Consider the following 16,636-nt stretch of genomic DNA (forward strand, 5'->3'; position numbering starts at 1 on the left):
GAGCGGATCAAGTGTCACCTGCCTCCCGACGGCGCCTCGTCGCGGCTAGGCAAGTGACACATGTTCCGGAACAGAGCCGCACAGGTTACGTATGCCTGGGCGGTTACCCCTGCCCGGTGGGCAGCACCTGCCGGGGCGACGAGGACGGGCGTGGAGCGGACGGGGGCGAAGCACTAGGGTGGCACCATGAGCTTTTCGCGCTTTGATGGACGCCGCCCCGACGAGCTGCGGCAGGTGAAGATCACCAGGCACTGGCTGGACCACGCGGAAGGGTCGGTGCTGGTCGAGTTCGGCAAGACCCGCGTGCTCGTCGCCGCGAGCGCCACCGTCGGCGTGCCGCGCTGGCGCAAAGACTCCGGGCTGGGCTGGGTCACCGCCGAGTACGAGATGCTGCCGCGCGCGACGCACACGCGCTCCGACCGTGAATCGCGACGCGGCAAAGTGGGCGGACGCACCCACGAAATCTCGCGGCTCATCGGCCGCTCGCTGCGCGCGATTATCGACATGAAACAACTCGGTGAGAACACCATCGTGCTCGACTGCGACGTGCTGCAGGCCGACGGCGGCACCCGCACCGCGTCCATCACCGGCGCGTACGTGGCGCTCGCGGACGCCGTCGAAACTCTTCGCTCACAAGGGGCAATCGACGGCGACCCGTTCACCGATTCCGTCGCGGCGATCTCCGTGGGGTTCCTGGGCGACGAAGCACTCCTCGACCTCGCCTACGAAGAGGACTCCCAAGCCGACACCGACCTCAACGTCGTGATGACCGGCTCTGGCAAGTTCATCGAGGTGCAGGGCACCGCGGAGGGCGAGCCCTTCTCCCGTGAACAGTTGGGGCGACTGCTCGATCTCGGCGCGCTCGGCTGCGAGCAGCTGACCCGATTGCAGCGCGAGGCACTCGCATGAACCGCCCGACGCGGGTGGTGCTCGCCACCAACAACCCGAAGAAGCTCGTCGAACTGCGACGGGTGGTTGAGCAGGCGGGCATCGACCTCGAGGTGCTCAGCCTCGCCGACGTGGAACCCTATCCGGAGCCTGAGGAAACCGAGCGCACCTTCGAGGGCAACGCGCTCATCAAAGCGCGCGCCGCGGCGGAACGCTCTGGTCTCGCCGCCGTCGCCGACGACTCCGGCCTCGAAGTCGACGAGCTGAACGGCATGCCGGGCGTGCGGTCGTCGCGCTGGGCCGGGCCGATGTGCGACGACGACGAGAACAACGAACTCCTACTCGCGCAGCTCCACGGGGTGCCGGCGGAGCGTCGCACGGCCAGATTTTGCTGCGCGCTGGCGCTGGTGTCGCCCGACGGCCAGCAGCGTATCTGGCATGGCACCATGGAGGGGCGCATCGGTGAGGCACCCGTCGGTGACAACGGCTTTGGGTACGATCCGCTGTTCATTCCCGACGGCGAGGAGCGCTCGTCGGGGGAGATGAGCCCGGAAGAAAAAGACGCGATCAGTCACCGCGGCGAGGCGGTGCGCGCGTTCGTCTCGTGGCTGGGGGAGCGGGCGTGAAACAGTACTTCGATTTGCTGGAGCACATCATGACAGACGGTGTGGTCAAGGCCGACCGCACCGGAACCGGCACGCGCAGCATCTTCGGGCACCAGATGCGCTTCGACCTCACCCAAGGCTTTCCCCTTGTCACGACGAAGAAGGTGCACACACGGTCGGTGTTCGGCGAGCTGCTGTGGTTTCTGCGCGGCGACACCAACGTCGCCTGGCTGCACGCCAACCGCATCTCGATTTGGGATGAGTGGGCCGACGAGCACGGCGACCTGGGGCCGATTTATGGCCGCCAGTGGCGAAGCTGGCCGACGCCAACGGGCGAGCACATCGACCAAATCGCGCGCGTTATCGACGGGTTGCGCACCAACCCAGATTCGCGGCGCCACATCGTCTCGGCGTGGAACGTGGCGGATGTCGACGATATGGCGCTGCCGCCGTGCCACACCATGTTTCAGTTTTATGTGGCCGACGGGCGGCTGAGCTGCCAGCTGTATCAGCGGTCCGCCGACGTGTTTCTCGGTGTGCCGTTCAACATTGCGAGTTACGCGCTGCTAACACACATGGTGGCACAGGTCACGGGGCTGCAGGTGGGCGATCTTGTGCACACGCTCGGTGACGCGCACATTTACTCGAACCATGTGGAGCAGGTGGCGCTGCAACGCACGCGCGAGCCGCGGCCGCTGCCGACGCTGCGCCTTAACCCCGACGTACGCGAGATCGACGCGTTCGAGCTCACCGACATCGAGCTGAGCGGCTACGATCCCCACCCGGCGATCAAGGCCCCCGTGGCGGTGTGAGGAGTTGACGATGCGAATTGTGGCAATCGCGGCGGTGGCAGAGAACGGCGTCATTGGATCCGGCGACGACATGGTGTGGCACCTGCCGGACGACTTCCGTCGTTTCAAGCGGGTGACCACCGGCAACACCCTGGTGATGGGGCGGAAGACCCACGAACAGATCGGCCGCGCGTTACCGGGGCGGCGGACCATCGTCGTGACTCGCAACCAGGAGTGGCGCGACGACGAGGTCGAGGTCGCGCACAGCATCGAGGAAGCGCTGACCCTGGCTGAGCAGACCCCCGACAAGGTGTGTTACATCGCGGGTGGGTCGCAGATCTACGAGGCGGCCTGGCCGTATCTCACGGAGCTCGACATCACCCAGGTGCACCTCGCACCCGCGGGGGAGGCCCTGTTTCCGCACATCTCCCCGCGCGAGTGGACGGAGATCTCTCGCGAAGTGGGCGACGAGTTTGACTTCGTCCAGTACCGCCCGACGCCGTCTCCGGTCATCGAGTAGGCGACGACGCCCGCTCCCTCTCGGCCGTCGAGTAGGCGACGCGCCCTCCCTCCCCCCGATCATCGAGTAGCGCCGAAGGCGCGTATCGAGATGCTCCGTCCATCCGTCGCAACTAGGATTCATCAGGATGACCACCCGCATCCTGCACCTCGACCTCGACGCGTTCTTCGCGTCGGTGGAGCAACGCGATAAACCGAGCCTGCGCGGCAAACCCGTCGTCGTGGGCGGCACCGGCTTGCGCGGCGTAGTGGCGACGGCAAGCTACGAAGCGCGTGTGTTCGGGATCCGCTCGGCGATGTCCGGCGCCGAGGCACGCCGACGCGCGCACGGCCGAGTCGCCTTCCTCGGGGGACGCTGGCAGGCCTACAAAGAATCGTCACGGGTAGTCATGGGGCTATTGCGCGAGATTTCGCCCCTGGTCGAACCGCTCAGCCAGGATGAAGCGTACGTGGATCTGGCGCCGTCGGGATGGAGCGACGACGAGCTTCCTGACAAGGTGGCGTGGCTCCGGGCTGAGCTGACGCGGCGCACCTGCGGGTTGACCGCGTCGGTGGGGGTCGGGTCGTCGAAGCTCGTGGCGAAGCTTGCATCCGAGGACGCGAAGCCGGACGGCGCCCTCATTCTCGCGCCCGACCAGGAGCTGGCGTTTCTGGGGCCGCTGCCGGTGAGGGCGATTCCGGGGGTTGGGCCAGCGACGGAGCAGCGCCTGCTCGCCATCGGACTGTACACGGTGGACGACCTCCGAGCCGTCAGCCCAGCAGAACTCATCAGGGAGCTCGGCCAGGCTTCGGGTACCTCGCTCGCGCGGCTCGCCCGCGGCGAAGATAACCGCCCGGTGGTGGCGAACTCCGAAGCCAAGTCGATTTCAACCGAGGACACCTTTCAACAAGACCTCACCGATAGCGCCCACCTCCAGGCCATCCTCCGCCGCGACGCCTCCGCCGTCGCTAAGAGGCTCCGCGGCAAAGCGCTGTTCGCTCGCACCGTCACCATCAAGGTGCGGTTTGCGGACTTCGAGACCATCACCCGCGCCGCCTCGCTTGGCGGAGCGACGGACGACGCTGACGCTATCACGGCAGCCGGGCTGGGGCTGCTCGGCGAGATTGATCCGCGACGGGGCGTGCGGTTGTTGGGCATTGGGGTGAGCAACTTCGCAGGTGCCGCCCAAGATCGCCTGTTCGGCGACGATCAGGTCAAAGAATATGAGCCCAGCCCCTCCGCGTTCGATACTGAGGAGCTGGCTGGGGTGCGCGGGCACGGGTGGTACACGGGTGTCGACGTCGAACATGATGTGCATGGCCGTGGCTGGGTGTGGGGGAGTGGAAGAGGTCTGGTGACCGTGCGGTTTGAGCGACGGGGAGGCGTGCCAGGGCCGGTTCGGACGCTGCCGCTCGACGACCCGGCGCTGCGTCTCGCGGAACCTGAGCCCCTTCCGAGCGCCGAGGCGAGTGGCACTCGCGTTAGCTAACCCAATATCCACACGCGTTGCCGAGAACGAGCCAGAAACGGGCCATGTGACAAACGCGTGTGGATATTGGGTTAGGTCTGGAGGTAGCCCCGAAGATCGGCCGGTTCTCACAACGGGCGCCGTGGCGGATGCGTAGAATCGCTGCGATGGTGAATCGAATGTTTGTGGCGGTGTTGCCGCCGGATTCTGTGGTCGAGGAACTAGACGCGTTGCTGCTGCCGCGGCGTAGTCACGACCCAAGATTGCGCTGGACCAAACCCGAAGGCTGGCACCTCACTTTGGCGTTCATGGCTGACGTCCCGGACGTCGAGCGTCTTGAGGAAACGCTCGACGAGGCGACGGTCACGGCAACTCCGTTTCGGATCCGCGTCGCATCGGGGCTCACCTTCCCGCACCCAGTACAGGCGCGGCTTCTAGCGCTCGGAGTAACCGAGGGGGCGAGCGAGCTGGCCGCGCTGTCGACGAAGTGTCGAGGCGCTGCGAACCGTGCGGGAGCCGCGCCGGACGGAGCGCGATTCGTTGGGCACCTCACCCTCGCCCGCGCCAACCGCGGTATCCAGGCGACGAAGTGGCTCGGCGGGCTGGACTCCTTCCCAGGGTGGGATGTGCCCGTGGAGGAAGTGGCGCTGGTGCAGTCGCATCAGGTGGGGCGCAGCTACGAGGTGGTTGAGCGATTCGAGCTTCGCGCGACGAAGCCCTAGAATTACCCGGTATGCGCGAGTGGTGGAATTGGTAGACACGCAGGATTTAGGTTCCTGTGCCTTCGGGCGTGAGGGTTCAAGTCCCTTCTCGCGTACTGTCGTGGGTGGTGGAACACGAAACCGCTAGTTATAGGTGCGTTTCGTGCCAGGAGATTCACTCCAATGCAACTCGACTGGGTAGTCCTGTGAGCCTCCAAGGGCGCGGAAGGCGAGGATGCGGTAGAGATCTCTCAAGGATCCTGTGAGCATCCGCGATGGCGTCCGGCGCGATGCAAAGGAAGACGGGATCCGTCAATTCAACGGGCTACATACTGCGTTGGAAGAATGCCTATAGTCTCCAAAGATATCCTAGCGGGATGCGAAACCTCTTGTGCAGGTGGCGGATATCCTCGCTCAAAACAGTCGAAATCGACGTTGGTTGACCCCTAGTCTGTCGGGTAGGATCGCATTGATAAGCTTTACTACGTTAGACGCGAATGGCGTCAGTAATGAAGGGGAATGGGAGGAAGCCACTGTGTTGAATATGCTTCACAGTTTCAGTGAGCGCACCGCTGAGAAGAAGAACAAGGCTCTCTGGCGTAAAGGACTCGCCGTGGTGGGGGCACTGACTCTTCTGGTTGGGCTCGCGGGATGCGTTGGAGAGCAAGAATCGGATGAATCGCAGCCGGATACCGCTCCTGAACCAGTTGCCACAGTGACCGAGGTAGTGACGGCCACTCCCGAGCCAGTTGCCACGGCTGCAGCTACGGAGGCAGCGACGGCCACTGCCGAACCGGAGCCTGCAACCATCGACGATGCTGATACTCCAACCCCTAGCCCCGAACCGGCGAATAGTGAGCCTCGGCAATCCGAGAAGGCCGCGGGGGCGCAGCTCACGGCACAGCCTGAGTCGAACTCGAATACAACGCAGATTGCCCCGGTGGCTAAGGTACCGAGAAAGGGCGCAGAAACGGCCGCGAAGAAGGCAGCATCTGAGAAGAAAACTGCCACAGCAAAAGCCCCTACGAAGAAGGCGGCTACGAAAAAGGCCCCTGCTAAGAAGTCTCCTGCTAAGAAGTCTTCCCAGCAAGCCGAACCCCGGAAAAAGCCTGCGGGCTCCGTCTATTACAAGAATTGCAGTGCCGCAAAGGCAGCTGGGGCCGCTCCCGTGTATCGAGGGGACCCCGGGTACGGGAAGCACCTAGACCGCGACGGTGACGGGGTCGGCTGCGAGCGATAACGCTGGCGGGCGACACGCCTTATTCTAGGGTGGCCACGACCTGTGAAGTTCAAGCTTTGGGCCGTTGCATTCTCAGTACGCGGCATCGTTTCGGTGTTTCGATACGGCGGCTAGCCGCCCACTCGACGATCAGGAAGGGGCGGCCCTCTGCCCAGTCGGTGGTTGAGTAGCGAGCGGAGCTCGGGCATCTAAAGCCTCGTCATATCTCGACATGGCGACTGCGTCGCCTACTCGATGGTCGGGTGGGGTGAAGTGCGCGTCGTCCCCGGTAGTTGAGCAGCGCTGAAGGCGCGTATCGAAACTCCGGGGATGATTTCGACACGCCGCTTGCAGCGGCGGCTCAATCATCTGCTGGCGTGCCACCCGGCGATCCGGCTGCTTTGTAGCTCCATCACAAGGTTTCTGGCTGATATTGAGATTTGGCCGTGTTTCTTCGTCGGAAGTATGCAAGAAACGCGGGTGTTGCTTCCGTTTGGTCTTCTGAGGTGCGACATTCTTCGTCAGCCCCGGAAGGAGACGCCTTGTTTCAACGAATCGCCATTGTGAACCGCGGCGAGGCCGCCATGCGCCTCATCCACGCCGTTCGCGACCTCAACGCCGAGGGCATCGTCGAACCCATCACCACCATCGCCCTCCACACCGACGGTGAACGCTCGGCGATGTTCGTGCGCGAGGCCGACGAGGCCTACTCGCTCGGCGCGGCGGCCGAGCGCCCGTACCTCAACCATGACCTCCTCGCGAAGGTGCTCGTCGAGGCGCGGGCGGACGCGGTCTGGCCGGGGTGGGGGTTCGTCGCGGAGGACGCGGCATTCGCGGAACGCATGCGCGAGCTGGGCATCACCTTCATCGGCCCGTCCCCGGAAGTCATGCGCAAGCTGGGCGACAAGATCGGCTCCAAGCTGCTCGCCGAAGAAGTAGGCGTGCCGGTGGCGCCGTGGTCGGGTGGCGGCGTCGACACCCTCGACGAGGCCCTCGCCGCTGTGGAACACATCGGCTATCCGCTCATGCTCAAGGCCACGGCTGGCGGCGGCGGGCGCGGCATCCGTCGCGTCAATTCTGCCGCGGAACTCGAGGACGCCTACCAGCGCACCCGCGACGAGGCGGAGCGCGCGTTCGGCTCTGGCACGGTGTTCCTGGAGCGTCTGGTCACGAACGCGCGCCACGTCGAGGTGCAGCTCATCGCCGATTCCCACGGCAACGCCTGGGCGCTCGGCGTGCGCGACTGCTCGATCCAGCGTCGCAACCAGAAGGTGCTCGAGGAGTCCGCGTCGCCGCTGCTCAGCCAGGAACAGTCCGATGAGCTCAAGGAAGCCTCGGAACGCCTCGCGCTCGCCGTCGGCTACGAGGGCGCGGGCACCGTCGAGTTTCTGTACCAGCCCGACGAGCGCACGTTCGCGTTCCTCGAAGTTAACACCAGGTTGCAGGTGGAGCACTCCGTCACCGAGCTCACCAACGACTTCGACCTCGTCCGGGCCCAGCTTCGCGTCGCCGCAGGTGAGGCGCTCGACGAGCGCCCGAGTGAGTTCGGCCACGCCATCGAGGCTCGGCTGAACGCTGAAGATCCCGACCGAGATTTCGCACCCGCCCCCGGCCGCATCTCGCACCTTTCGTTCCCCGTCGGCCCCGGCATTCGCGTCGACACCGGTGTGGCCCAGGGTGACGAGGTCCCCGCCGACTTCGACTCCATGATCGCCAAGATCATCTCCTACGGTCGCACCCGCGACGAGGCACTCGCCCGCCTGCGACGCGCGCTCAGCGACACGACCGTCGTGATCGAAGGTGGCGCCAGCAATAAGTCGTTCCTGCTCGCGCTGCTGGATCGCCCCGAAGTTACCGGCCACAACGCTGGGCGCTGGGCCGACACTGCGTGGATCGACCGCACCCGAGACGCGGGCGGACTCGTCGCCGACCAGCACGCCGAGATCGCACTCATCGCCGCCGCCATCGAGGCCTGCGAGGAGCAGGAACGCACCGAGATCGCGCACCTGCTCGAAAGCGCCCGCGGCGGACGCCCCCTCACGGCGCACAAGCCGGTCACGCAATGCGAGCTGAAGCTGCGCGGCACCGCCTACAAGCTCACCTGCGCCCGTATCGGTGAGCACACCTTCCGCGTCGGCATGCACGACCACCACGTGCGCGTGCAGCTCGATCGCCTCGACGACGCCCGCGCGTACATCACGGTTGAGGGTCAGCGGCACAAGCTCGTCGTGGCCACGCACGGGCCGGTGCACTTCGTCGAGGTCGACGGTGTGGCGCACCGGGTTTCGCGCGACGAGGGCGGTGTCCTGCGCGCTCCCGCGCCGGCGCTCGTTGTGGCGACGCCGGTGGCGGTGGGCGACGAGGTGCAGCCTGGCCAGCCCCTCGTCGTGCTGGAGTCGATGAAGATGGAGACGGTGGTCCCGGCCACATTCCCCGCGCGGGTGAAGGAGGTCGTAGTGAGCGCCGGCACGCAGGTGGACGGCCTAGCCCCGCTCATCAAGCTCGATCCGCTCGACGATGCGGGGGAGGAGCAGGCCCACTACGACACCCCCGTCGCCCTGCCCGCCCAGCGCACGCTGACCCCAACCCAGCAATGGCACCAGGCCCTCGACGATCTCCGCGCGGCCGTGCTCGGCTACGACGCCGACGCCGACGCCGACGCGCTCGCCCGTTACCTGGCCGCCCGCGATGCGGTAAGCCCCGAAATTTCCACCGACGATGTCCTGCGCGCCGAGTGCGCCCTGTTCGACGCCTTCGCGAGCCTCGCCGTGCTCGGGCGCAACCGCCCAGCCCACGAACACATCAACCAGGAGCTGCGCATCCACTCCGACCGTGAGCACCTCCACACCTTCCTCACCACCTTCGACGTCGAGCGCGCCGGCCTGCCGGAGACCTTCGTCGAGCGCCTTACCGCAGCCCTTGCGCACTACGGTGTCGACACCCTCACCCACACCCCGGCCCTCGAGCGCGCCATCTTCCGCGTCTTCCTCACGCAACAGCGTGGTGCGCAGCTGGTGAAGGTCATCGTCGGCATCCTCGAATGTTGGCTCCAAGAACCCGCCCCCGACGGCGTCCTCGCTCAGCAGGCCCGCGAACAGCTGGAGCGCGTCAAGCTCGCTACGCAGCTTCGCCACGCGACGCTCGGCGACCTCGCCCGCTCGGTGCGGTTCCGCTGGTTCGACCAGCCGCTCGTCGACGCCGAGCGCGCCCCCATCTGGCAAGAGATGCTCGATGACGTGGCCGCCCTGGCAGCGAACCCGGATGCCCCCGACTACGCCGAGGGCATCGCGAAACTCGTCGCCGTCCCGGAGAAGAACGACGTGACCCTCGCCGCACGGGTGGCCGCCGGCGTCACCGGCCCGGAGCCGATGCTCGAGGTGCTCGCCCGCAAGCACTACGCCAGCGCGGGTCTGCGCGATGTCCGCTCATCCTTCGCGGGCACTCGCCCCGTCGTGACGGGCACCTACGAGCTGCATGCCGAACCCACGCACCTCATCTCGACGGTGGGCGCACTCACCGAGTTGCAGGAACAGGGCGCGCTCGCCCGGCTCATCAGCGAGCACGATACGGGCGGCGACACCGTCGTCGAGGTGTACGCGTCGCACAGCGCGGAAGTCAGCCACGACGAGTCGAGTGAGCCGCTACGTCAGGCGATCGCGGAGTGGCTACCTCGTCGGATACGCCGCATCGTGGTGGGCGTGTGCACGCCGCAGGGTGCGATCACGTACGTGACTCTGCGCTGGGATGGTGATGCGCTCGTGGAAGACGAGATCATCCGCGGCCATCACCCGATGGTGGCCCGCCGCCTCGACCTGTGGCGCCTGCAGCCGTTCTATATCGAGCGCGTGCCGGCGCCCGACGATGTGCTGCTCGTCGATGCGGTGGCGCGTGGCAACGCGTCGGACCGGCGACTCATTGCCATGGCGCAGGTGCGGCAGTTCGCGCTGGTGCGCGACGACGCCGGCCAGCTCGTCGGGGTTCCGCACGTGGAGCGCGCCATCGAGCGCTGTCTCGAGGCGATCCGTCGCCAGCGCGCGTCGATGGCGAAGGCAGGACACCTCGACATGAACCACGTCTGGGTGCACATCTGGCCCACCTGCGAGCTCGACCCCCGCGAGGCCGACCAGCTGAAGTCGAAGATCACACCGCTGTCGGATTCGGCGGGCATCGAGGAGGTCGTGATTCAGGGCACCTTCACCTTCGACGGCGCCACCCGCCCGCTTGCGCTGCGCTTTCACCAGCGCCCTTCGGGCGAGGTGATCACCGACGTGCAGGCGCCGCCCACGCAGGAGCTGCAGCCCGTCGACGAGTATCAGAGCAAGGTGCTGCGCGCGAAGCGTCGGGGGCTCGTGTACCCGTACGAGCTGGCGGACACGCTCGCAGGCGACGGGACGCTCGTCGAACTAGATTTGGAGGGAGACGCGCTCGTCGAGGTGGAGCGCCCGTATGGGCAGAACCGGGCAGGCATCATTTGTGCGAAGGTCAGCACCCCGACGGCGCTGCACCCCGAGGGCATCACCCGCATCGTGCTGGCGGGCGACCCGACAAAGGGGCTCGGTGCTGTGGCGGAGCCGGAGTGCAGGCGCATCATCGCCGCGCTGAATCTCGCCGACGAGCTCGGCGTCCCCGTGGAGTGGTTCGCGCTCAGCTCGGGTGCGCTCATCTCGATGCGGTCGGGCACGGAGAACATGGACTGGGTGGCAGCGGCGCTGAAGCGCATCGTCGAGTTCACGCAGGCCGGCGGCGAGATCAACATTGTGGTGGCGGGCATCACGGTCGGCGCCCAGCCGTACTGGGCGGCGGAGGCGACGATGCTCATGCACACCAAGGGCATTCTGGTGATGACGCCGGATTCGGCGATGGTGCTCACGGGCAAACAGTCGCTGGACTACTCGGGTGGCGTGTCCGCTGAGGACAACTTCGGCATCGGCGGCTACGACAGAGTGATGGGTCCGAACGGGCAGGCGCAGTACTGGGCGCCGGATCTGCGCGGCGCGTTCCAGGTGCTGCTCCAGCACTACGACGCGACGTACGTGGCTGCGGGAGAGTCTGGGCCGCGGCGGGCGTCGTCGGATGATCCGATTGATCGCGACGTGTCGAGCTTCCCGCACGAACTCGAGGGCTCGGAGTTTAAGACGGTGGGGCAGATCTTCTCCGACGATCTGAACGCCGAGCGCAAGAAGCCGTTCGACATTCGCAGCGTGATGCGTGCGGTGGTGGATCAGGATGGGCCGTGCGTGGAGCGCTGGGCGAACATGGCCGAAGCGGACACCGCGGTGGTGATAGATGCGCGCATGGGCGGCTACTCCGTCGCGTTGTTGGGTATCGAGTCGAAGCCCGTACCCAGGGCGGGGTTCCATCCGACGGATGGGCCGACGGTGTACACCTCGGGCACGCTGTTCCCGCAGTCGAGCAAGAAGGCCGCGCGGGCGATCAATGCGGCGTCGGGGAACCGGCCGCTGGTGGTGCTGGCGAACCTCTCGGGCTTCGACGGGTCGCCCGAGTCGATGCGCAACCTGCAGCTGGAGTACGGCGCGGAAATCGGCCGCGCGGTGGTGAACTTCGACGGGCCGATCGTGTTCGTCGTGATCTCTCGCTACCACGGGGGCGCATTCGTCGTGTTCTCGAAGCAGCTAAACCCGAACATGACGGTGCTTGCGCTCGAGGGGTCGCGTGCGTCGGTGCTCGGCGGGGCGCCTGCTGCGGCCGTGGTGTTTGCCCGCGACGTGGCCGCCCGCACCGCCTCCGACCCGCGCGTCGCAGAGCTCGAAACCAAGCTCGCCGAAGCGTCTGCGACGGAGCGTCCGGCGCTCGCAGCAGCGCTCGACGAGATGCGAAGCAGTGCGCGGGCCGAGAAGATCGGCGAGATCGCCGCAGAGTTCGACGCGGTGCACTCCATCCATCGCGCGGTCGAGGTGGGATCAGTGGACCGCATCATTTCCGTCTCCGATCTGCGGCCTTCGATCGTAGAAGCACTTGCAGCAGGATGCTCGTGATAACGCGCCCCCGGTGGTTGAGTAGCCGCTCACCCCGGTGGTTGAGTAGCCCGCGTAGCGGGCGTATCGAAACCTCGTCGCTGCGTCTCGATGCGGCCCTTCGGGCCTACTCGACGCTCGGAGGGGATGATTTCGATACGCGGCTACGCCGCTACTCAATCATCGGCTAGAGCGGTGCTCAATCATCGGGTGGGGGTGACAGCCAGGCCTCCACCTCAATCCTGGCGAGAGAAGTTCAGCGACTGGATCACCAGTTCACCGGCATCATCGCTGGCGTCGAGATCGACGCGCGCGGTCACCGACCAGTCGTGGTTGCCCGCCGGGTCGTCGATGATCTGCCGGACGAGCCACACGCGTGACCCCTTCTGGTGCTCCACGTCGAAGAACTGTGGCCCGCGCGCGTCGGCGTCGGTGTACAGGTCGTCGTGTTCGTCCCAATAGTCACCGAGCGCCTCGTCCCACGCCATCTTCGTCATGGGGCCACCCGCATCCAGCGCGGCGAGCGCGTCGACGTCGTCGGCGGCCATGAGCTCAACCCGCCGCCACATGGCGTTGCGCACCAGCACCCGAAACGCTCGCTCGTTGCCGGTGACAGGACGAGACGGCGGCGCCGGCACGTCGGCCACCTCCGGTTCGGCACCTGACATCGCCGTAAGTTGCGCCCATTCGTCGAGCAGCGACGAATCCACCAGGCGCGTGAGCTCGCCTAGCCACGCGATGAGATCAGCCAGCTCCTCGGTGCGGAACCCCTCGGGCACGGTTTGACGCAGAGCGCGGTAGCAGTCGGTGATATAACGCAGCAGCAGACCCTCCGAGCGCTGAATTTTCAGGTGCGCAACGTACTCGGCGAACGTCATGCCGCGCTCCACCATGTCGCGCACAATCGACTTTGGGCGGATCGGGGTCTCCAGCAACCACGGATGCTTCTCGCCAGCTTCCCGGTGCGCCTGCTCCAGTTCCTCGCCGAGTGGCTTTGGCCAGGTCATCTCCTCGACGATGCTCATGCGCTCGTCATATTCCACGCCGTCGGCCTTGAGCTCACGGATCACCTCGCCACGCTCACGGTGCTGCTGGGCCAACAAGATGGTGAGCGGGTCCTCGAGGGTTGCTTCGATGACGCTGATCGTGTCCAGCGCGTAGCCTGGCTCGGTATCGTCCATCGTCTCCATGTACGCCAGCGCGAGCGCCGACAGCGGCTGGTTCAGCGCAAAATCGTTCTGCAGATCGACATCGAGCTGGTAGACGCGCCCGCCCGGCTGAGGATTCGGCACCCGGGTGATGATCTCCGCCGCGAGCAGGGAGCGCGTGAGCGACACCGCCCGGCGCAACAGACGCCGCCGCTTGGCCTTGTCGGGAGACACCGAATCCACCAGACGAATCACCGCCTGGCTGACGTCGTCGTCACGCTCCAACAAGTTGAGTATGAACGAGTGCGTGATCCGCATCCTGGGATGCAGCTCTTCCGGCGCAGATTCGATGAGCTTCGTGAACGTCGCCTCCGTGTAGTTGACGAACCCCTCCGGGGGTTTCTTGCGCCGCACCGATTTCAGCTTCTTCTCGTTGCCGGCGAACTTCTTGAGGATGCGCTCGTTCTCCACCTCGTGCTCGGGCGCCTGTGCGATGACGTAACCGATGGAGTCGAAGCCCGCCCGCCCAGCCCGCCCCGCGATCTGGTGGAACTCGCGCGAGCGTAGGTGGCGTTGACGGCGCCCGTCGAACTTCGTCAACGTGGTGAACAGCACTGAGCGGATGGGCACATTGATACCGACGCCTAGGGTGTCGGTGCCGCAGATCACCTGCAGCAATCCTTGCTGCGCGAGCTGTTCTACCAGGCGGCGATACTTCGGCAGCATGCCCGCGTGATGCACCGCGATGCCCTGCAGCAGAAGCTTCCTCAGCGTCGTGCCGAAACCACTCGAGAACTTGAACCCCTGGAGGGCTGCCTTGAGCTGTTCAGCCCGTTCTTTCGATGGTTTCGCCGCGCCCAAGCTGAGCACCGACTGCGCCTGCTCGACCGCGAGAGACTGCGTCGAATGCACGATGTAGACCGGCGCCTTCTGCTCCTCGACCAGCGTTTGGATGGTCTCGTGGATGGGTGTCGTCTGCCACGCGTAGGTGAGCGGCACGGGGCGCCTAGCGTCGGAAATCTCGACGATGTCCCTTCCCGTGGTGCGGGTCAACGTGGATTGCAGCGACGTGGTGTCACCCAGTGTGGCCGACATGATGATGAATTGCGCCTGGGGGAGTTCCACCAGCGGCACTTGCCAGGCCCAGCCGCGGTCGGGGTCGGCGATGAAGTGGAACTCGTCCATCACCACCTGGTCGACGTCGGCGTCGCGGCCTTCCCTGAGCGCGATGTTCGCGAGGATTTCCGCGGTGCAGGCGATGATGGGTGCCTCAGGGTTCACCGACGCGTCTCCCGTCACCATGCCCACCAGATCCGCGCCGAACTGGTCAACGAGCGCGAAAAATTTCTCACTGACCAGGGCCTTAATGGGAGCCGTGTAGTACGTGCGCCCCCTGCCTGCGAGCGCCGAGAAGTGCGCGGCGGTGGCGATCATCGACTTGCCGGAGCCGGTAGGCGTCGTGACAATCACGTTCGAGCCCGAGAGGATGGCCAGCAGTGCCTCATCCTGGTGCGGATACAAGCTGAACCCGCCCTGCTCCGCCCAGCCGACGAACGCGTCATAGAGGGCGTCGGGTGTGTTGGGGGTGTGTGCGAGCAGGCTGGTGAGAGTCATGATGCAGCTATCGTCCCATGCCCGCGCCCGAGGGGAAAGCAACGGCGAGGATGGCTCGAGATAACGGATACCGCGCGGTGGCAAGAAAGTAGACTCCGTCCATGACGAGTCTCCAGCTCCATGTCAATGATCTCCCCGGCCGGGACGAGGTGCTTCGCCTCTACGACGCGGTGGGTTGGAGCGCCTACACGAAAGACCCGGAGAGGCTGATGCGCGGGCTGCACCACAGCCTGCGTGTCGTCACCGCCCGGGCCGACAGGAGACTCATCGGGCTCGCGCGAGTGGTGGGCGACGGCGAGACCATCGTGTACCTGCAGGACATTCTGGTGCTCCCGGCGCTGCAGGGAACGGGGATCGGCAGGCGATTGTTCGAGGCGGCGTTTTCCCCCTATGCGGGGGTGCGACAGCACGTGCTCATCACCGATCAGGAACCGCGCCAGCGTGCCTTCTACGAGGCGATGGGGTTCAAGGAGATCGGCGACGCCGGCGGCCGAGCATTCGTGCGCTACCAACACTGAGGCCTCGAGCGCACGCCCGCTCGCTGTAAATGTTTCCGATGCTGCGGCTGGAGGCGTGCCTGCTCACCCGATCCAGCGCTCGCCCGCCGGCTGCGCGTCGAGCGAGCCAGCGGAGAGGGTGTGCAGGGCGGCCTGGAACTCGTCAACGTTCTCCGCGTCGACGCCGACGGTGATGTGGGCCTGGCTGTCCCACGCCACGTCGACTACCTCGACGGGTCTGCCGGAGGGTAGTCGGAGAGTGCGCAGTTGATTTTCGACGGTGCCCGCCTCTGCGTAGGGCACGTCGACGCGCAGCAGCAGGGCCAGCCGAACTTCGCGCACACCGGCCGCCTCGATACCCTGCTGGACCGCGTCGGAGTACGCCCGCACGAGCCCGCCGGCGCCGAGCTTGATGCCGCCGAAATAGCGCGTGACAACGGCCACCACGTCGGTGAGGTTGTTGTGCTGCAACGTGGTGAACATGGGCATGCCCGCGGTGCCGCCGGGTTCGCCGTCGTCCGAGCTGCCGCCGGTGCGCCCGTCGGGGCCGAGGATGAACGCCGAGCAATGGTGGCGAGCGTCGTGCATGGCAGCGCGACGCTCCTCGACGATCTTGCGCGCGGAGGCTTCATCGTCGACGCGGCGGATCCTCGTGAGGAACCGGCTGCGTTTGACTTCGAGTTCGACGTCGACCCCGCCGCCCAGCGGGGCGTCGACGGTGCGGTAGCTGGTCAGACGCCCAGCTCCCGCCGCAGTTTCGCGACGTGCCCCGTCGCCCGCACGTTGTATTGGGCGACGCGCACCGTGCCGATGCCCTCCTCATCAACATCAATCACGAAGGTGGAACGGATGATGCCCTCGATCTCTTTGCCGTACAGCTTCTTGGTGCCGAACGCGGCGTAGGCTTTGATGACCTCGAGGCTGGGGTCGGCGAGCAGGGTGACGCTGAGCTCGGACTTCTCGGTGAATTTGGCGAGCTTCTCGACGGTGTCCGGTGAGCATCCGAGCACCGTGTAGCCGGCGTCGGCGAGTTCTTCCAGCGATGCAGAGAAATCGACGGCCTGGGTGGTGCAGCCGGGCGTCATTGCTGCGGGGTAGAAGTAGAGGATGACGGCCTGGCCGGCGAAGTCGGTGAGCGACACCTCTTGCCCTCGTTGATTCGGCAGGGTGAATGCTGGTGCGGGGGATCCATGAGTCAGACGAGCAACCATACGCCCAATTGTACGGCTAG

The 16,636-nt window shown here is 66.0% G+C and carries 12 protein-coding genes and 1 tRNA gene; 10 read left to right on the forward strand and 3 right to left on the reverse strand.

The genetic code is table 11. The features are described 5' to 3' along the window. The first annotated feature begins 186 nt into the window (after positions 1–186). The 9 genes from rph to Q0X61_RS07610 all read left to right on the forward strand — a co-directional run bounded on the left by rph (position 187) and on the right by Q0X61_RS07610 (position 12,167). Positions 187–909 carry a ribonuclease PH gene (gene rph, locus Q0X61_RS07570; protein ID WP_297741890.1) on the forward strand — a complete coding sequence of 241 codons (723 nt, stop codon included), beginning with the start codon at positions 187–189 and terminating at the stop codon, positions 907–909. Continuing rightward, positions 906–1,514 (forward strand): RdgB/HAM1 family non-canonical purine NTP pyrophosphatase, encoded by a 609-nt coding sequence (gene rdgB, locus Q0X61_RS07575; RefSeq protein ID WP_297741892.1) that lies wholly within the window; start codon positions 906–908, stop codon positions 1,512–1,514. The genes rph and rdgB overlap by 4 nt, the downstream gene beginning before the upstream one ends. After that, positions 1,511–2,305, forward strand: coding sequence for a thymidylate synthase (locus Q0X61_RS07580; RefSeq protein WP_297741894.1), 795 nt, complete (start codon positions 1,511–1,513; stop codon positions 2,303–2,305). Before rdgB ends, Q0X61_RS07580 begins: the two co-directional genes overlap by 4 nt. 10 nt (positions 2,306–2,315) lie before the next feature. Beyond that, a complete protein-coding gene (locus Q0X61_RS07585) occupies positions 2,316–2,804 on the forward strand; it encodes a dihydrofolate reductase (protein ID WP_297741896.1) in 489 nt (162 codons plus the stop codon). Between the two features lie 121 nt (positions 2,805–2,925). Next, the gene (locus tag Q0X61_RS07590; protein WP_297741932.1) at positions 2,926–4,272 is read left to right on the forward strand and encodes a DNA polymerase IV; all 1,347 of its coding nucleotides are present in this window, start codon (positions 2,926–2,928) and stop codon (positions 4,270–4,272) included. Between the two features lie 146 nt (positions 4,273–4,418). Then, positions 4,419–4,973, forward strand: a complete 555-nt coding sequence (thpR, locus tag Q0X61_RS07595; protein ID WP_297741898.1) for an RNA 2',3'-cyclic phosphodiesterase — start codon at positions 4,419–4,421, stop codon at positions 4,971–4,973. Between the two features lie 13 nt (positions 4,974–4,986). Continuing rightward, a tRNA-Leu gene (locus tag Q0X61_RS07600) sits at positions 4,987–5,068 on the forward strand. 428 nt (positions 5,069–5,496) lie between these two features. Then, positions 5,497–6,192, forward strand: coding sequence for an excalibur calcium-binding domain-containing protein (locus Q0X61_RS07605; protein ID WP_297741933.1), 696 nt, complete (start codon positions 5,497–5,499; stop codon positions 6,190–6,192). A 521-nt stretch (positions 6,193–6,713) separates the two neighbouring features. Continuing rightward, positions 6,714–12,167 carry a carboxyl transferase domain-containing protein gene (locus Q0X61_RS07610; RefSeq protein ID WP_297741900.1) on the forward strand — a complete coding sequence of 1,818 codons (5,454 nt, stop codon included), beginning with the start codon at positions 6,714–6,716 and terminating at the stop codon, positions 12,165–12,167. A gap of 215 nt (positions 12,168–12,382) precedes the next feature. On the opposite strand, the gene Q0X61_RS07615 is transcribed toward Q0X61_RS07610, so the two are convergent. After that, complete coding sequence (locus tag Q0X61_RS07615) at positions 12,383–14,908, reverse strand: RNA helicase (RefSeq protein WP_297741902.1); 2,526 nt, start codon at positions 14,906–14,908, stop codon at positions 12,383–12,385. 101 nt (positions 14,909–15,009) lie between these two features. Between Q0X61_RS07615 and Q0X61_RS07620 the strand changes: the two genes are divergently transcribed. Then, positions 15,010–15,426, forward strand: coding sequence for a GNAT family N-acetyltransferase (locus Q0X61_RS07620; RefSeq protein WP_297741904.1), 417 nt, complete (start codon positions 15,010–15,012; stop codon positions 15,424–15,426). A gap of 63 nt (positions 15,427–15,489) precedes the next feature. Here Q0X61_RS07620 and Q0X61_RS07625 read toward each other — a convergent pair whose 3' ends face one another. Continuing rightward, complete coding sequence (locus Q0X61_RS07625; protein WP_367270719.1) at positions 15,490–16,140, reverse strand: YigZ family protein; 651 nt, start codon at positions 16,138–16,140, stop codon at positions 15,490–15,492. After that, positions 16,137–16,616 carry a thioredoxin-dependent thiol peroxidase gene (gene bcp, locus Q0X61_RS07630; RefSeq protein WP_297741906.1) on the reverse strand — a complete coding sequence of 160 codons (480 nt, stop codon included), beginning with the start codon at positions 16,614–16,616 and terminating at the stop codon, positions 16,137–16,139. Before bcp ends, Q0X61_RS07625 begins: the two co-directional genes overlap by 4 nt. Between the last annotated feature and the right edge of the window lie 20 nt (positions 16,617–16,636).

The sequence above is a fragment of the uncultured Tessaracoccus sp. genome, from assembly GCF_947255005.1.
In the GTDB taxonomy this organism is placed as follows: Bacteria; Actinomycetota; Actinomycetes; order Propionibacteriales; family Propionibacteriaceae; genus Arachnia.

Coding starts and splice junctions, on each gene's coding strand:
- rph (WP_297741890.1), top strand. CDS start 187: ATGAGCTTTTCGCGCTTTGATGGACGCCGCCCCGACGAGCTGCGGCAG.
- rdgB (WP_297741892.1), top strand. CDS start 906: ATGAACCGCCCGACGCGGGTGGTGCTCGCCACCAACAACCCGAAGAAG.
- Q0X61_RS07585 (WP_297741896.1), top strand. CDS start 2,316: ATGCGAATTGTGGCAATCGCGGCGGTGGCAGAGAACGGCGTCATTGGA.
- thpR (WP_297741898.1), top strand. CDS start 4,419: ATGGTGAATCGAATGTTTGTGGCGGTGTTGCCGCCGGATTCTGTGGTC.
- Q0X61_RS07605 (WP_297741933.1), top strand. CDS start 5,497: ATGCTTCACAGTTTCAGTGAGCGCACCGCTGAGAAGAAGAACAAGGCT.
- Q0X61_RS07615 (WP_297741902.1), bottom strand. CDS start 14,908: ATGACTCTCACCAGCCTGCTCGCACACACCCCCAACACACCCGACGCC.
- Q0X61_RS07620 (WP_297741904.1), top strand. CDS start 15,010: ATGACGAGTCTCCAGCTCCATGTCAATGATCTCCCCGGCCGGGACGAG.
- bcp (WP_297741906.1), bottom strand. CDS start 16,616: ATGGTTGCTCGTCTGACTCATGGATCCCCCGCACCAGCATTCACCCTG.